A 15,766-nucleotide genomic window follows, 5' to 3' on the forward strand; every position below is an offset into this window, starting at 1 on the left:
TGCCGGTACACCACCTACACCTCGGCGGGAGAGACGATGGGCAAGCCACAGGTCGTTCTGGGCGTGAGCGGCGGGATCGCCGCCTACAAGGTGTGCGAGCTGCTTCGGCGGTTCACCGAGTCCGGCCATGACGTACGGGTGGTGCCCACCGAGTCCGCTCTGCACTTCGTCGGCGAGGCGACCTGGTCCGCGCTCTCCGGCCACCCCGTCTCCACCCAGGTCTGGGACGCCGTGCACGAGGTCCCGCACGTTCGCATCGGCCAGGGCGCCGATCTGCTGGTCGTCGCCCCGGCCACCGCCGACATCCTCGCCAAGGCTGCGCACGGCCTCGCCGACGACCTGCTGACCAACACCCTCCTCACCGCCCGATGCCCGGTGCTCTTCGCCCCCGCCATGCACACCGAGATGTGGGAACACCCGGCCACCCAGGAGAACGTCGCGACACTCCGCCGCCGGGGCGCCCTCGTCCTCGAGCCCGCAGTCGGCCGGCTCACCGGCGTCGACACCGGCAAGGGCCGGCTCCCCGACCCCGCCGAGATCTTCGAGATCTGTCGCCGGGTACTGGCCCGCGGCCCGCAGTCCGCGGTCGCTGACCTCGCCGGACGCAATGTCGTCGTCAGCGCCGGCGGCACCCGCGAGCCGCTGGATCCCGTGCGCTACCTCGGCAACCGCTCCTCCGGCAAGCAGGGTTACGCCCTCGCCCGCACCGCCGTCGCCCGCGGCGCCCGGGTCACGCTCATCGCCGCCAACACCACCCTGCCGGACCCGGCCGGCGTAGATGTCGTACGGGTCGGCACCGCCGCACAGCTGCGCGAAGCGGTACTGAAGGCCGCCGCGGACGCCGACGCGGTCGTCATGGCCGCCGCCGTGGCCGATTTTCGACCGGCCCACTACGTAACGGGAAAGATCAAGAAGAAGGACGGCGAAGAGCCGCCGCCCCTTGAGCTGGTGCGGAACCCGGACATCCTGGCCGAGCTCTCCACAGACCGCCAGCGACCGGGCCAGATCGTCGTCGGCTTCGCCGCCGAGACCGACGACGTGCAGGCCAACGGACGGGCCAAGCTCGCCCGCAAGGGCTGCGACCTGCTCGTTGTCAACGAAGTGGGCGAACACAAGGCCTTTGGTTCCGAGGAGAACGAGGCCGTGGTCCTCGGAGCCGACGGCAGTGAGACGCCCGTCCCCTACGGACCCAAGGAAGATCTCGCCGAACTGGTGTGGACCCTGGTGGCACCGAAATTCAGCTGAACTTGACACACCGGTGCCAATAAAACCCTGACATCCGCTCAACGCAATAAGGTGTCGCAGGTCACAGCACTCCCAAGCTTCGGGGTGCCGTGCCCGTACGGACGAGTCGAACGATAAACTAGCCGAGGCATGCCGGGCGCAGCCCCGCGCGAGCCAACAATGATCTAGCCAGCAGCCGCTGCAACCCCAGGGAGCGATGTGTCCCGCCGCCTGTTCACCTCGGAGTCCGTCACCGAGGGACACCCAGACAAGATCGCTGACCAGATCAGCGACACCATTCTCGACGCTCTTCTCAAAGAGGACCCCACCTCCCGGGTGGCCGTCGAGACGTTGATTACCACCGGCCTGGTGCATGTCGCCGGTGAAGTCACTACCAAGGGCTACGCGGACATCGCGACCCTCGTGCGAAACAAGATCCTCGAGATCGGCTACGACTCGTCGAAGAAGGGCTTCGACGGCGCCTCCTGCGGTGTCTCCGTCTCCATCGGCGCCCAGTCCCCGGACATCGCGCAGGGTGTGGACACCGCGTACGAGAATCGCGTCGAGGGCGATGAGGACGAGCTCGACCGGCAGGGCGCGGGCGACCAGGGCCTGATGTTCGGCTACGCCTGCGACGAGACGCCCGAGCTCATGCCCCTGCCGATCACGCTGGCGCACCGGCTTTCCCGCCGTCTGTCGGAGGTCCGCAAGAACGGGACCATCCCCTATCTCCGCCCCGACGGCAAGACCCAGGTCACCATCGAGTACGACGGAGCCAAGGCCGTCCGCCTCGACACCGTCGTCGTCTCCTCCCAGCACGCCTCCGACATCGACCTCGAGTCGCTGCTCGCCCCTGACATCCGCGAGTTCGTGGTCGAGCCGGAGCTCAAGGCGCTGCTCGAAGCAGGCATCAAGCTCGATATCGAGGGGTACCGCCTGCTCGTCAACCCCACCGGCCGCTTCGAGATCGGCGGCCCCATGGGCGACGCCGGCCTTACCGGGCGGAAGATCATCATCGACACCTACGGCGGTATGGCCCGCCACGGCGGCGGTGCCTTCTCCGGCAAGGACCCCTCCAAGGTCGACCGCTCCGCCGCCTATGCCATGCGCTGGGTCGCCAAGAACGTCGTCGCCGCCGGACTCGCCTCGCGCTGCGAGGTCCAGGTCGCCTACGCCATCGGCAAGGCAGAGCCCGTCGGTCTCTTCGTCGAGACCTTCGGCACCGCCACGGCGGATGTGGACCGGATCGAGCAGGCCATCGGCGTGGTCTTCGACCTCCGCCCCGCCGCGATCATCCGTGACCTGGACCTGCTCCGGCCGATCTACGCCCAGACCGCGGCGTACGGGCACTTCGGCCGCGAGATCCCGGACTTCACCTGGGAGCGCACCGACCGCGTCGAGGCGCTGCGCAAGGCTGTCGGCCTGTAGGGCGCTGATTGCTGGTCACCCGCATGTACTGAGGCCCGGACCCCGCTGGCTGGGGGCCGGGCCTCAGTTGTCGCGGCGGACGGTTGAGCGGCCACGGCTTGGGCAACCCCGCAGGTCACGCCGAGGGCGGCGCCTTTGCCGACCCCAGTGGACGGCGACTGCCCCCGCCTTGTCGGACGTGCCGTCCGGGTAGGACGCCCGGACGTATGAGTGCCCTAGCATATGTCTAAGGCTCTCAAGCGCACCATGGTCTACGCGGATCCGGACGACCTCGGCCACCGGGACTTCCGTACGGTGCGGCCGCTGACCGGCCACAAGGCGTTTCGCCTGCTGCCTGCCGATCGGTAGGCAGCCCGGGAATCCGGGAGGAGCGGCGAGGACCGGCGGGCCGATCCTGGACCGGCGCCTCGGGGCGGCCCCAGGGAGCGCATCGCGCGGGGCGGTGATGTCGGTGCGGTCTGCTAAGACTGGAGCTGTGAGCAGGGAGGACGGGCAGCCGGAGGCGGGCGGCGGGGGTGAGCAGCTCGCGTTTATCCGGGAGACGGTGCGGAAGGCCAGGGAACCGAGGGCCAAGCCGCGGACGTGGCGTGGGGCGGCGCTGGCGGGGGAGCTGCCGGTGGCGCGGGTGCTGGTGGACAAGGGGCTGCTGCATCTGGACCAGTACTTCGACTACGCGGTGCCGGAGGCGATGGACGCCGAGGCGCAACCGGGGGTTCGGGTGCGGGTGAGGTTCGGGGCGAGGGTGGTGAAGGGGCGGCGGGAGGGCGGGGAGCTGCATGACGGATTTGTGGTGGAGCGGCTGACGGAGAGCGATTACCGGGGGCCGCTGGCGCCGCTGGCGCAAGTGCTGTCGCCGGAGCCGGTACTGACCCCGAGTCTGCTGGCGCTGTGCCGGGCGGTGGCGGACCGGTATGCGGGGGCGCTGGCGGATGTGGTGCAGCTGGCGGTGCCGCCCAGGAGGGCGAAAGCGGAGGCGGAGCCGGTGACTGAACCGCTGCCGCGTCCGGAGGCGCCGGCGCGGGGGAGCTGGTCGCGCTATGGGACGGGGCCGGCGTTTTTGCTGGCTCTGGCCAGGGGGGACGCGCCGAGGGCGGTGTGGACGGCGCTGCCGGGTCCGCATTGGCCGCAGGAGCTGGCGCGGGCGATAGCGGCGACACTGGCGTCGGGGAGGGGAGCGCTGGCCGTGCTGCCGGACGGCCGGGCGGCGGGGCGGGTGGACGCGGCGCTCACCGAGCTGTTGGGCGCGGGCCACCATGTGCTGCTCACGGCGGACGCGGGGCCGGAGGAGCGGTACCGGCGATGGCTTGCGATCAGCCGGGGTTCGGCGCGGGCCGTGGTCGGCACGCGTGCGGCGATGTTCGCTCCGGTGGCGGACCTGGGGCTGGTGGCGTTGTGGGACGACGGGGACTCCAGCCATGCAGAGCCGCACGCGCCGCAGCCGCATGCGCGGGAGGTGCTGCTGCTCAGGGCGACCGAGGAGCGGGCCGGATTTCTGCTGGGTGGGCTGACGTGCACCGTCGAGGGGGCGCAGCTCGTCGACACCGGGTGGGCGCTGCCGCTCGGCGCGGGCCGCGAGCAGGTGCGGGCGGCGGCGCCGCTGATACGTACGGTCGGTGAGCTGGACGAGGCGAGGGACGCGGCGGCCAGGGCCGCGCGGTTGCCGTCCCTTGCCTGGCAGGTGACGCGGGACGCGCTGCTGCGTGGGCCGGTGCTGGTGCAGGTGCCGCGCCGCGGGTATGTGCCGAGACTGGCCTGCGAGCGGTGCCGGGAGCCGGCGCGCTGCGGGAATTGTGCGGGCCCGTTGGAGCTGACGGGCGGGGACAGTGCGCCGCGCTGTACGTGGTGCGGCCGTCCGGAAGCGGCCTGGCACTGCCAGGAGTGCGGCGGTTTCCGGCTGCGTGCCCAGGTGGTGGGTGCCCGCCGGACCGCCGATGAGCTGGGCCGGGCCTTCCCGAAGGTCCCGGTCCGCACCTCGGGCCGGGACGGGATACTGCCGTCGGTGCCGGACGCGCCGGCCCTGGTGATCTCGACGCCGGGGGCCGAGCCGGTCGCGGCGGGCGGCTACGCGGCGGCGCTGCTGCTGGACGGCTGGGCACTGCTGAACCGGCCGGATCTGCGGGCCGGTGAGGAGACGCTGCGGCGCTGGACGGCCGCTGCGGCGCTGGTGCGCCCGGCGGGGGAGGGCGGCACAGTCGTCGTACTCGGGGAGCCGACTCTGCGCCCGGTGCAGGCGCTGGTGCGATGGGACCCGGCAGGATTCGCCGTGCGCGAATTGGCGGACCGCGCCGAGCTGGGGTTTCCTCCGGTGTCCCGGATGGCGTCGGTCACGGGGAGCGCGGCGGCGGTGGCCGATCTAGTGGCGACGGCGCACCTCCCGGAGGGGACGGATGTGCTCGGCCCGGTGCCGCTGCCCGTATCGGCGCCCGGACCGGGCAGACCGCGCCGCCCGGGGGATCCTCCGCCGGGGGAGCGGTGGGACCGGGTGCTGCTGCGGGTCCGGCCGGGCACCGGTGCCGCGTTGGCGGCGGCGTTGAAGGCCGCCCAGACGGCTCGTACAGCGCGTAAGCAGAGCGATCCGGTGAGGGTCAGGATCGATCCGCCGGACATCGGGTAGCGGCAGCCCCCACGTCCGGGGCTCTGCGGCGGGGCTGAACCGTCAGCCCTTCACCGCCCCCGCGAGGCCCGAGACCAGTCGGCGCTGCACCAGGACGAAGAAGACCAGCACCGGCACGGTCATCACCGTGGAGCCCGCCATGATGCCTCCCCAGTCGTTCTGCTCGGGCTTGAAGAAGACGAGCGGGGCCATCGGGAGAGTGGAGTACCGGACGGCGCTGATGATGAAGGACTTGGCGAACAGGAAGTCGTTCCAGGCGCCGATGAACGAGGAGCTGCTGGTCGCCGCGAGACCGGGCAGGACCAGGGGGAAGAGCACCTGCCACAGGAAGCGGGCCCGGCTCGCCCCGTCGATCATCGCCGCCTCCTCCAGCTCGTCCGGGACCGACGCGCGGAGCTGTCAGCGGCGCCGTGAGAAGGCCGCGCAGGGCGTCCAGGACCACCATGTCCTCGCCGGGGTCCGGGGGGTTGAGGGCGATCTCGTCGTCGCCGACGGGGGAGGCCGCGCAGGCCGTCGAGCCACCGGTTCACACTGGTCTCCGGCGCGACGCCGCCGCCCCGGCGTCCGGTGTGGCGGACGGCGGGGCGGCGTGGCGTGCCGGGCCCCCGGGAGGAGGGTCAGCCAATGCGGGGGCCGGGCAGCGCCCTCGGCAGGACCTCCTCCCGGGCACCGGGCGAGGTGAGCTGGGGAACGGACCGGGCGACGGGGACAGAGGGCACGACGGAGTGCGCCGCCTCGTTCGCGGCTTCCTCCGCCATGAGCGCGGCGGCCCGCCGGGTCCCGTAGCGGCGGTGCACCGCCTGCTTGGTGACGCCCAGCGCCGAGCCGACGGCGTCCCAGGAGAAGCCCAGCGAGCGGTCGAACTCCACCGCGGCGGTGACCAGGGTCTCCACGCTGTCGCGCAATTCCTGGGCGAGCCGGACGGTGGGGGCGGGGGCGCGGCCGTAGACGACGAATCCCGCGGAGGGTCCGCTGCGCCGTGGACGGTAGACGTTGCCCAACTGGGCGGTGAGGGTCCGCAGTGCGTCGACTTGGCGGCGGACCCTTTCGATGTCCCGCACCAGGAGGTGCAGACTTGCCCTTGCCTGGGCGTCGTGAGTTGCGTGGTCGGGCATCTACAGGCCTCTCGAACCGGCTCTGGAATGGATCGGGCCGTCGGCCCGCTATCGGTCAATCTCGTTTGACCAACGCGCCAGCCTCCCCCGGAGTCACGCATTTGGGGGCGCGGCCACACCCCAGGGGGCGCACTCGGGCGCGTACGCCCCTGTCGTCCGGCCCCATAGACTGGGTTGCTGTCCTTGAACCGTCCGACCACGGGAGCCTGCCGGTGTCCGTCCAGCCGATCCGCCTCTTCGGCGACCCGGTGCTGCGCATGACGGCGCAGCCTGTCACCACCTTCGACAAGGAACTCCGCAACCTCGTGAAGGACCTGACCGAGACGATGCAGCACGCGCCCGGGGCGGGCCTGGCGGCGCCGCAGATAGGCGTTTCCCTGCGCGTCTTCACGTACTACGTGGAGGGCGAGCTCGGCCATCTCGTCAACCCGGACCTCAGCCTCAGCGAGGAGGAGCAGGACGGCCCCGAGGGCTGCCTCTCACTGCCCGGACTCACGTTCGACTGCCTGCGGGCGTACGGCGTGGTCGCCAAGGGCTTCAACATGCACGGCGACCCGGTCACCATCGAGGGCACACAACTGCTCGCCCGCTGCATCCAGCACGAGACCGACCACCTCGACGGCATCATCTTCATCGACCGGCTCGACGAGGAGCACCGCAAGGCCGCGATGAAGGCGATCCGCGAGACGGAGTGGGCCGGGGCCGTCGTCCCGCAGGTCAGGATCTCCCCGCACAGCACCTTCGGCCGCGCTCTCTGATCCCCGTTCCTATCCGGAAAGGCTCCGCAACTACATGAGGCTCGTCTTCGCCGGCACCCCCGAGGCTGCCGTCCCCGCCCTGGACGCCCTGCTGGCGTCCGACCGGCACGAGGTCGTCGCCGTCGTCACCCGGCCCGACGCGACCGCCGGGCGCGGTCGCAAGCTCCTCACGAGCCCGGTGGCGCAGCGCGCGGCGGAGGCCGGTATCGAGGTGCTCAAGCCGACCCGGCCGCGCGACGAGGACTTCCTGACGCGGCTGCGGGAGATCGCGCCGGACTGCTGCCCCGTGGTGGCCTACGGTGCGCTGCTGCCCAAGGCCGCCCTGGAGATCCCGGACCACGGCTGGGTCAACCTGCACTTCTCACTGCTCCCGGCGTGGCGCGGCGCGGCGCCGGTCCAGCACGCTGTGATGGCCGGCGACGACATCACCGGCGCCTCAACGTTCCTCATCGAGGAAGGGCTCGACTCCGGGCCGGTCTACGGCGTCGTCACGGAGGACGTACGGCCCGACGACACCAGCGGTGACCTGCTCACCCGCCTCTCGCACAGCGGGGCGCGGTTGCTCACCGCCACGATGGACGGCATCGAGGACGGCACCCTCGTGGCGCACCCACAGCCGGCGGACGGGATCACCCTCGCCCCGAAGATCACAGTCGAGGACGCGCTGGTCGACTGGACGGCTCCCGCCTTGAGGGTCGACCGATTGGTACGCGGCTGCACCCCGGCGCCGGGGGCCTGGACCCGCTTCCACGGCGAGCGGCTCAAGCTGGGCCCGGTCCGCCCGGCGCCGGACGGGGGCGAGCTCGCGCCGGGCGAGCTCGCGGTCGCCAAGAACGCGGTGCTCGTCGGCACGGGCAGCCATGCGGTTGAGCTCGGCGAGGTTCAGCCGCAGGGCAAGAAGCGGATGCGGGCCGCGGACTGGGCACGCGGTGCCCGCATCGCCTCCGGCGAGCGGCTCGGGCTATAGCTCTGGCCTGGCCGGCGCGCGGCGGCAGGCGCGCCTCTGCCGGGGTACCCGGCGCCGCACCGGCCGGCCCGGCGAGGGCGACGTAGTGTGGCCTCAGCACTGTCATCCTGATCCCGGAGCACCTTTCACGTGAGCGAAGCGTCGAGCCGCCGCCCCAGTCCCGCCGCCCGGAAGGGCAAGCCGTACCGCAGGCCGCAGCGCGACCCCGTGCGGATTCTGGCGTTCGAGGCGCTGCGGGCGGTGGACGAGCGGGACGCGTACGCGAACCTGGTGCTGCCGGGGCTGCTGCGGGGAGCCGAGGCGGAGGCGGCGAAGAAGGGCCAGGAATTCGACCGGCGGGACGCGGCGCTGGCGACGGAGTTGGTGTACGGGACGCTGCGGAGGCAGGGGACCTACGACGCGGTGATCGCGGCGTGCGTGGACCGGCCGCTGCGGGAGGTGGACCCGCCGGTGCTGGATGTGCTGGCGCTGGGGGCGCACCAGTTGCTGGGGACGAGGATCCCGACGCATGCCGCGGTGTCGGCATCGGTGGAGCTGGCGCGGGTGGTGCTCGGCGACGGGCGCGCGAGGTTCGTGAACGCGGTGCTGCGCAGGATCGCCGCGCAGGACCTGGAGGCCTGGCTGGACCAGGTGGCGCCGCCGTACGACGAGGATCCGGAGCAGCATCTGGCCGTCGTGCACTCGCATCCTCGCTGGATCGTCTCCGCGTTGTGGGACGCGCTGGGCGGCGGCCGGGCCGGCATCGAGGACCTGCTGGAGGCGGACAACGAGCGCCCCGAGGTGACGCTCGTGGCCCGCCCGGGCCGGTCGAGCGCCGAGGAGCTGGCGCAGTCGCTCCCGCCGGACGCGACGGAGCCGGGCCGCTGGTCGCCGTACGCCGTGCGGCTGACCGAGGGCGGTGACCCGGCGGCGGTGGAGGCGGTGCGCGAAGGCCGGGCGGGGGTGCAGGACGAGGGCAGCCAGCTGGTCGCGGCCGCTCTGGCCGCGGCCCCGCTGGAAGGCCCGGACGGGCGCTGGCTGGACGGCTGCGCGGGTCCCGGCGGCAAGGCGGCACTGCTCGCGGCGCTCGCCGCGCAGCGCGGGGCGGTGCTGGTGGCGGCGGAGAAGCAACCGCACCGCGCGCGGCTGGTGGCCAGGGCGCTGGCCGGCAACCCGGGCCCGTACCAGGTGGTCGTCGCGGACGGCACGCGGCCGGTCTGGGCGGAGGGCGCCTTCGACCGCGTACTCGTCGATGTGCCGTGCACCGGTCTCGGCGCGCTGCGCCGCCGTCCCGAGGCACGCTGGCGGCGCCGCGCCGAGGACGTCGCGGGCTTCGCACCGTTGCAGCGCGGGCTGCTGCGCGAGGCTCTGCGCGCGGTTCGGGTCGGTGGGGTGGTGGGGTACGCGACGTGCTCGCCGCACCCGGCGGAGACCCGGGCGGTGGTGACGGACGTACTGCGCGCCGACGGCGTGGAAGCGGAGTGGGTCGACGCCCGGCCGCTTATGCCAGGGGTGCCCGAGCTCGGTGAGGGCCCGGACGTCCAGCTCTGGCCGCACGTGCACGGCACCGATGCGATGTACTTGGCGCTGCTCCGCCGCGTGGGCTGAAAGTGCTTACGTCCCGGCGGCGTAGGGGGCGCAAGTCCGGCTATGCGGGCCGGGAGGGGTGGGGCGGCGGGCGATGCGGCTGCTCATCCTCGGCATCCTGCTGCGCGCGCTGATCGCACCGCTGGTGCTCATCGGGATCGTCGTGCTGTCCTTCGCGGCGGCCCTCGGCGTCAGCACGCTCGTCTTCAACCGAGTGCCGCCGCCGATGACGAGGAGGACGAGGAGTCCCGCACCCATGTGCAGTAGCCGCCGGCGGCACCGCCATACTGGATGGCATGGCCCCGCAGATCAATCCGAGCATCCTGTCCGCCGACTTCGCCCGGCTCGCTGACGAAGCGCGGGCGGTCGAGGGCGCCGACTGGCTCCATATCGACGTGATGGACAACCACTTCGTCCCCAACCTCACGCTCGGCGTTCCGGTCGTCGAGTCGCTCCGCAGGGCGACCGACATCCCGCTCGACCTGCATCTCATGATCGAGGATCCGGACCGCTGGGCCCCGCAGTACATCGAGGCCGGCGCCGGCTCCGTCACCTTTCATGTCGAGGCCGCCGCCGCGCCCGTACGGCTGGCCCGCGAGATCCGCGCCAAGGGAGCCCGCGCCTCCATGGCGCTCAAGCCCGCCACTCCCGTCGAGCCGTACGAGGATCTCCTCCCCGAACTCGACATGCTGCTGATCATGACCGTCGAGCCCGGCTTCGGCGGCCAGGCCTTCCTCGACATCATGCTCCCCAAGATCCGCCGCGCCCGGCAGCTCATCGACCGGCACGGCCTGGAACTCTGGCTCCAGGTGGACGGCGGCGTCTCCGCCGCCACCATCGAGCGCTGCGCGGAGGCCGGAGCCGATGTGTTCGTCGCCGGCTCGGCCGTCTACGGCGCCCAGGACCCGGCCGAGGCGGTGCGGGAGCTGCGTAAGCAGGCAGCTGGGGCATGCGGTCACTGACGGCGGGGCTACGGGTGGTTACGGGCCGCTGAACGGGAATCGCGCGGGTCCCGGAAGCCTTCCGTATCTGCGAGGATGAGCGCAGAGCCGATCAGTTGGGCAATTCGGGAGTACGACGTGACCACAGCCCGCACGCAGGTGCGCATGGGTCCCGGAGAGATGGTCCAAGCAGCCGCTATGGCGCGCCGCTTCTACCTCGAAGGGAAATCCAAGATCCAGATCGCTGAGGAGTTCGGCGTCAGCCGCTTCAAGGTGGCCCGGGTCCTGGAAACCGCGCTCGAGCGCGATCTGGTACGGATCGAGATCCGCGTCCCCGCCGAACTCGACGCCGAGCGTTCGGACGCGCTCCGCGCCAAGTACGGCCTCCGGCACGCCGTCGTCGTGGAGTCCCCGGCGGCCGAGTCAGACGGGCCCGACCCGGAGAACCTCGGCGCCGTCGCAGCCGGCCTGCTCGGTGAGCTGGTCACCGAGGGTGATGTCCTGGGCCTCGCCTGGGGCCGGTCCATCATCACCATGGCCAATTCCCTCGACCGGCTGCCGCCCTGCACCGTCGTCCAGCTCACCGGCGTCTACGACGCCGGCACCGCCGACCGCGGCTCCGTCGAGGCAGTCCGGGCCGCCGCCGCCGTCTCCGGCGGCGAGGCGCACCCCATGTACGCCCCCATGGTGCTGCCCGACCGTGCCACCGCCACCGCTCTGCGCGCGCAGAGCGGCATCGCCGCCGCCATGAGCTACTTCGACAAGGTCACCGTCGCCGTCGTCTCCATCGGCTCCTGGGAGGCAGGCGTCTCCACCGTCCACGACGCCCTCACCGACGCCGAACGCGAGCATTACGTCGATCTCGGTGTCGCCGCCGAGATGTCCTCCCATCTCTTCGACGGCGACGGACGCCGCGTCGGCCGCGACCTCGGCGAGCGCTGCATCACCATCGAGCCCGACCGGCTCCGCCTCATCCCCGAGGTCCTCGCCATCGCCGGCGGCCGCCGCAAGGGCGATGCCATCGACGCGGTCCTCCGCTCGGGCCTCGTCACCAGCCTTGTCACCGACACCGCCGCCGCCGACTACCTCCTGCACGCCACCCGGCCAATGCCCCGGCCCGCCCTGGACCGCGCGGACCCGGACGGCCGGTAGGACCCCTCCGGCGGAGGAGGATCTTGCGGCACCGCCGGTACCATGGCGTGCAGCGGGACCCGCCGGACAGCCTCCCGCCGGGCAGCGGCAGAAATGGGTTCAGATGAAGGCTCCCGATGGCCTGCTCGCCGTACTCGACGGCGCCGCCCCGCCGGCCCTCCTGCCCTGGCAGCCGGCCGCCCTGCCCCCCGCCGACATCGAGGAAGCCGCCCGCCGCGCAGGATGGCGCACTGCTCTGCTCGATCTCACCGGGGTCACCGGCAAGGACGCCTTCATGGACCGGTGCGCACACGACTTGTGGCTCCCCGAATACTTCGGCCGCAACTGGGACGCACTGGCGGACTGCTTCACCGACCTGTCCTGGCCCCCCTACGGCAACGGCGGCGGCAGGCTCCTCCTCGTACGCGGCTGGCAGGCCTACGCCGCCGCGGATCCGCACGGATGGGGCATCGCGCGCGGGATCCTCGCGGACGCTGTCGAGTACTGGCAGGACAAGGCGGACACCCCGCTCGCGGTGCTCCTGGAGGAAGCCACCAGCGGCGACACCTCAGGCCAGGATCTTTGTCCATAGCCGGGTCCCGCGCGATCGCGCAAAGCCGAGGACGTCCCGTGCTGACTTCGTGCTGAATTGCTGCGTGGGTCGGACCCCGCTGACTTCCGGGCCCCACGCACCTGACCACCTGACCCTTGTCGTGTGATTCCAGGGGTCTTGACAACCTCCGCCACAGCTTTTCGGGCACAGGCGAGGCCCCACGCCGCCGCGGCGCACATAGAGAAGCCCCCCACGGGAAGGCGATGGCGGTAGGCCACCGCGAGAGCTTGTCAAGCGTTCGCGTGGAGACCGGGCGGCGCCAATGAAGGAGAATCGACCAGATGCGACAGCGCTCGATAGGGGGGCTCGGCCGCAGGGCCGTGCGCCTGCTCGCACTCGCCGCAACCGCCGTCGTGGTCCTGGCCGGCTGCAGCAGCGGAAACACCGGCGGCAACGGCACGTCCGCGATATCGGTGGAGCCCGCGAGCGGCAGCGGCAAGGTCCCGGTCGGCAAGAGAATCACCGTACGGGCCGAGGGCGGCACACTGTCCTCCGTAGAGGTCAGCGCTCCCGGTCCGGGCAAGGTCAGCGGGTCCTGGTCCAAGGGCAAGGCCATCTGGACCTCCGCCACTGCGCTGGCCCCTGGTGCGACCTACACCGTGAACGCCCATGGCGCGGGTTCCGGTGGCAAGAAGCTGGCCAAGACCGTCACCTTCACCACCGAGGCAGCGAAGAGCACGTTCGCCGGTGAGTACTATCCCGACAAGGGCACCACCGTCGGGGTTGCGATGCCGGTGTCCATCACCTTCAACAAGCCGATCCACGACAGGGCGGCTGTCGAGCGGAAGCTGTCCGTCACTGCTTTCCCAGCGGTCGAGGGGGCGTGGAGCTGGATGAAGGACCGCAACGGCAAGGACAGGATCGACTACCGGCCCAAGACTTACTGGAAACCGGGTACGAAGGTCATCCTGCACATGAACCTGGCAGGGGTGAACGCGGGTGGGGTGTACGGCACCCAGGAGCGGGTCGTCGACTTCACCATTGGCCAGGCGGTCACCAGTACCGTCGACGTGGTGAAGAAGACCATGACCGTGGCCGAGGGCGGCAAGGTGGTCAAGACGCTGCCGGTCTCCTCCGGCAAGGTGGGCTTCGAGACCTGGAACGGCACCATGGTGGTCCTGAACAAGGTCCCGACCATCCGGATGAACTCCTCCACCGTCGGCATCTTCGGATCCCAGGCGTACAACCTCGGCGAGGTCAAGTGGGACGTCCAGCTCACCCCGTCCGGCACATATACGCACGCCGCGCCCTGGAACGAGGGTAAGTTCGGCAAGGTCAACGGCAGCCACGGCTGCATCGGCATGAGCACCAGCGACGCCAAGTGGTTCTTCGAGCAGGTTCATCCCGGCGACCCCGTCACGGTCGTGAAGTCCAAGGACACAGTGGCTACCAACAACGGCTACGGGGACTGGAACGTCGACTGGGCGGCCTGGAAGGCCGGCAGCGCTCTGGCGTAATCGGCCCGATGGCCGACGACGAGGGTGGCCAGAGCCCGGCGCGCGCACGCGGCCACATACTCCCGAGGGCCGCGATATGCGGATGTTTCTCCGGTATCGAACGCTGTACTGAGCATGGCACGATTGTGATGTAGACCACCTTTGGCGGAGGGGCGTGGGGCATGGCCATATCCGAAGTAACCCCCACTCCGGGAGGCAGCCGGCCCGGCCTGAAGCGAGAGATCGGTTTCATCGGGCTGATCTGGGCGTCGGAGGGGTCGATCATCGGATCCGGTTGGCTGTTCGGCGCGCAGGGCGCGCTGGCGGTCGCCGGGCCCGCGGCGATCATTTCCTGGGTCATCGGCGGTGCCGCGATCTTGATCTTGGCGCTGGTGCACGCTGAGCTCGGTGGGATGTATCCGGTGTCCGGAGGCACGGCCCGCTTCCCGCACTACGCGTTCGGCGGGGCCGCGGGAGCGTCGTTCGGGTGGTTCTCCTGGCTGCAGGCGGCCACGGTGGCACCGATCGAGGTGCTGGCGATGATCACTTATGGCCAGCACTACTCGTGGGCGAACGGCTGGCTGAAGATCAAAGGCGGCCAGCACATTCTGACCGGTTCCGGGCTCGCCGTCGCGGTCGGGTTGATGGCGGTCATCACCGCCGTCAACTTCCTCAGCATTCGGCTGCTGGCGCGCACCAACAGCACGGCGACGTGGTGGAAAGTCGGCATTCCGCTGCTGACGATCTTCGTGTTCGCCATCGCCCAGTTCCACGGCAGCAATTTCACGGCCGCTGACGGGTTCAACCCCTACGGCGCGAAGGGAATCCTGTCCGCGGTCTCCACGAGCGGCATCATTTTCGCCCTGCTGGGCTTCGAACAGGCGGACCAGCTCGCGGGGGAGAGCGCCAACCCGAAACACGACATTCCGCGCGCGGTGATCGGCTCCATTGTGATCGGCGCGATCATCTACATCCTGCTGCAGGTCGTGTTCCTCGCCGCACTGCCCCCCTCACAGATCCACGGCACCTGGGCCACGGCCGCGTTCAACACTCTGACCGGTCCGTTCGCCCAAGTCGCCACCCTCATCAGCCTGGGCTGGCTGGCTGCGATCCTCTACCTCGACGCCATCATCTCACCCGGCGGTACCGGCCTGATCTATATCACCGCAAGCTCGCGGGTCTCCTACGGGCTCAGCCGCAATGGATACGTGCCGTCGGCCTTCGAGACGACCAACCGGCGCGGCGTGCCATGGGTCGGACTCCTCACCGCCTTCGTGATCGGCTGTATCTGCTTTCTGCCGTTCCCGAGCTGGCGCTCACTCGTGGGGCTGATCACCAGCGCCAGCGTGCTGATGTATGCCGGTGCACCGCTGTCCTTCGGAGTGTTCCGCAGCCGCCTGCCCAACGCCGACCGTCCCTACCGGCTGCCCGGCGGGACCTGGATATCGCCACTGGCCTTCGTCGTCGCCAACCTGCTGATCCTGTGGTCGGGATGGACCACGGACTGGAAACTGGGCGTCGCGATCCTGATCGGCTACGTCATCCTGATCGCCAACCGTGTGTTCAAGATGAACCCGACGACGCCGCAGCTCGATCTGCGAGCTGCGCAGTGGCTGCCCGTCTATCTGATCGGCATGGGGCTGATCGTCTACCTCAGCGACTTCGGGCCGCTGAAGCACCCGTGGTTCCCACTGTGGTGGGACATGGTCGTCGTCGCAGCGTTCAGTATCGTCATCTACTTCTGGGCGATCGCGGTGGCCCTGCCGACCGAGCAGATCCAACGGATGGTCGATGAGGTGGTCGTGCCGGAAGAAGCCGGCATCCACTGATCCCCGCCTCCAGGTGGGGCGGCACGTGTCCTTGAGGCGTGGAAGACGCTGACCACAGGCCGGCCGCCCGCGGCCGTTCACCAGCGCACTGTCCGGCAGGAGATCACGGACACGCTGTTGGCCGCGCTCGCACTGCGCTCCTCA

General features: G+C 70.9%; 14 protein-coding genes and 1 pseudogene. 12 read left to right on the top strand and 3 right to left on the bottom strand.

All coding sequences use genetic code 11. The features are described from left to right. The first annotated feature begins 36 nt into the window (after window positions 1-36). From coaBC to FCI23_RS06820, 4 genes are all read left to right on the top strand, one after another. Window positions 37-1,245 carry a bifunctional phosphopantothenoylcysteine decarboxylase/phosphopantothenate--cysteine ligase CoaBC gene (gene coaBC, locus FCI23_RS06810; RefSeq protein ID WP_136722529.1) on the top strand — a complete coding sequence of 403 codons (1,209 nt, stop codon included), beginning with the start codon at window positions 37-39 and terminating at the stop codon, window positions 1,243-1,245. 198 nt (window positions 1,246-1,443) lie between these two features. Then, a complete protein-coding gene (metK, locus tag FCI23_RS06815; protein WP_136722530.1) occupies window positions 1,444-2,652 on the top strand; it encodes a methionine adenosyltransferase in 1,209 nt (402 codons plus the stop codon). Between the two features lie 222 nt (window positions 2,653-2,874). Then, complete coding sequence (locus FCI23_RS62295; protein WP_265737725.1) at window positions 2,875-3,000, top strand: hypothetical protein; 126 nt, start codon at window positions 2,875-2,877, stop codon at window positions 2,998-3,000. A 97-nt stretch (window positions 3,001-3,097) separates the two neighbouring features. Further along, a complete protein-coding gene (locus FCI23_RS06820; protein WP_136722531.1) occupies window positions 3,098-5,266 on the top strand; it encodes a primosomal protein N' in 2,169 nt (722 codons plus the stop codon). 42 nt (window positions 5,267-5,308) lie between these two features. Here the strand turns inward: FCI23_RS06820 and FCI23_RS06825 are convergent. Together FCI23_RS06825 and FCI23_RS06830 are read right to left on the bottom strand one after the other, a co-directional pair. Continuing rightward, window positions 5,309-5,653 (bottom strand): annotated as a pseudogene (locus tag FCI23_RS06825) (ABC transporter permease subunit); the annotation flags it as partial. Window positions 5,654-5,883: 230 nt separating this feature from the next. Further along, window positions 5,884-6,381, bottom strand: a complete 498-nt coding sequence (locus FCI23_RS06830) for a hypothetical protein (RefSeq protein ID WP_136722532.1) — start codon at window positions 6,379-6,381, stop codon at window positions 5,884-5,886. Window positions 6,382-6,593: 212 nt separating this feature from the next. Between FCI23_RS06830 and def the strand changes: the two genes are divergently transcribed. The 3 genes from def to FCI23_RS06845 all read left to right on the top strand — a co-directional run bounded on the left by def (window position 6,594) and on the right by FCI23_RS06845 (window position 9,693). Next, window positions 6,594-7,139 (top strand): peptide deformylase, encoded by a 546-nt coding sequence (gene def / locus FCI23_RS06835; protein ID WP_136722533.1) that lies wholly within the window; start codon window positions 6,594-6,596, stop codon window positions 7,137-7,139. Between the two features lie 34 nt (window positions 7,140-7,173). Next, entirely contained in the window at window positions 7,174-8,106 is a 933-nt protein-coding gene (gene fmt / locus FCI23_RS06840) for a methionyl-tRNA formyltransferase (RefSeq protein WP_136722534.1), read from the top strand. Window positions 8,107-8,235: 129 nt separating this feature from the next. After that, the gene (locus tag FCI23_RS06845) at window positions 8,236-9,693 is read left to right on the top strand and encodes an RsmB/NOP family class I SAM-dependent RNA methyltransferase (RefSeq protein WP_136722535.1); all 1,458 of its coding nucleotides are present in this window, start codon (window positions 8,236-8,238) and stop codon (window positions 9,691-9,693) included. Between the two features lie 6 nt (window positions 9,694-9,699). Here FCI23_RS06845 and FCI23_RS56185 read toward each other — a convergent pair whose 3' ends face one another. After that, window positions 9,700-9,930 carry a hypothetical protein gene (locus tag FCI23_RS56185; protein WP_169316696.1) on the bottom strand — a complete coding sequence of 77 codons (231 nt, stop codon included), beginning with the start codon at window positions 9,928-9,930 and terminating at the stop codon, window positions 9,700-9,702. A 38-nt stretch (window positions 9,931-9,968) separates the two neighbouring features. Here FCI23_RS56185 and rpe point away from each other — a divergent pair, with 38 nt between their 5' ends. From rpe to FCI23_RS06875, 5 genes are all read left to right on the top strand, one after another. Further along, entirely contained in the window at window positions 9,969-10,634 is a 666-nt protein-coding gene (gene rpe, locus FCI23_RS06855; RefSeq protein ID WP_136722537.1) for a ribulose-phosphate 3-epimerase, read from the top strand. 144 nt (window positions 10,635-10,778) lie between these two features. Next, window positions 10,779-11,765: a sugar-binding transcriptional regulator gene (locus FCI23_RS06860; protein ID WP_211265232.1), complete on the top strand. Its 987-nt coding sequence runs from the start codon at window positions 10,779-10,781 to the stop codon at window positions 11,763-11,765. A 103-nt stretch (window positions 11,766-11,868) separates the two neighbouring features. Beyond that, entirely contained in the window at window positions 11,869-12,336 is a 468-nt protein-coding gene (locus FCI23_RS06865; RefSeq protein WP_136722539.1) for a barstar family protein, read from the top strand. A gap of 302 nt (window positions 12,337-12,638) precedes the next feature. Beyond that, window positions 12,639-13,814, top strand: a complete 1,176-nt coding sequence (locus FCI23_RS06870; protein ID WP_136722540.1) for a L,D-transpeptidase — start codon at window positions 12,639-12,641, stop codon at window positions 13,812-13,814. Between the two features lie 161 nt (window positions 13,815-13,975). Then, entirely contained in the window at window positions 13,976-15,622 is a 1,647-nt protein-coding gene (locus FCI23_RS06875; RefSeq protein WP_136722541.1) for an APC family permease, read from the top strand. Window positions 15,623-15,766: the final 144 nt, after the last annotated feature.

It is taken from the genome of Actinacidiphila oryziradicis, assembly GCF_005047355.1.
GTDB lineage: Bacteria > Actinomycetota > Actinomycetes > Streptomycetales > Streptomycetaceae > Actinacidiphila > Actinacidiphila oryziradicis.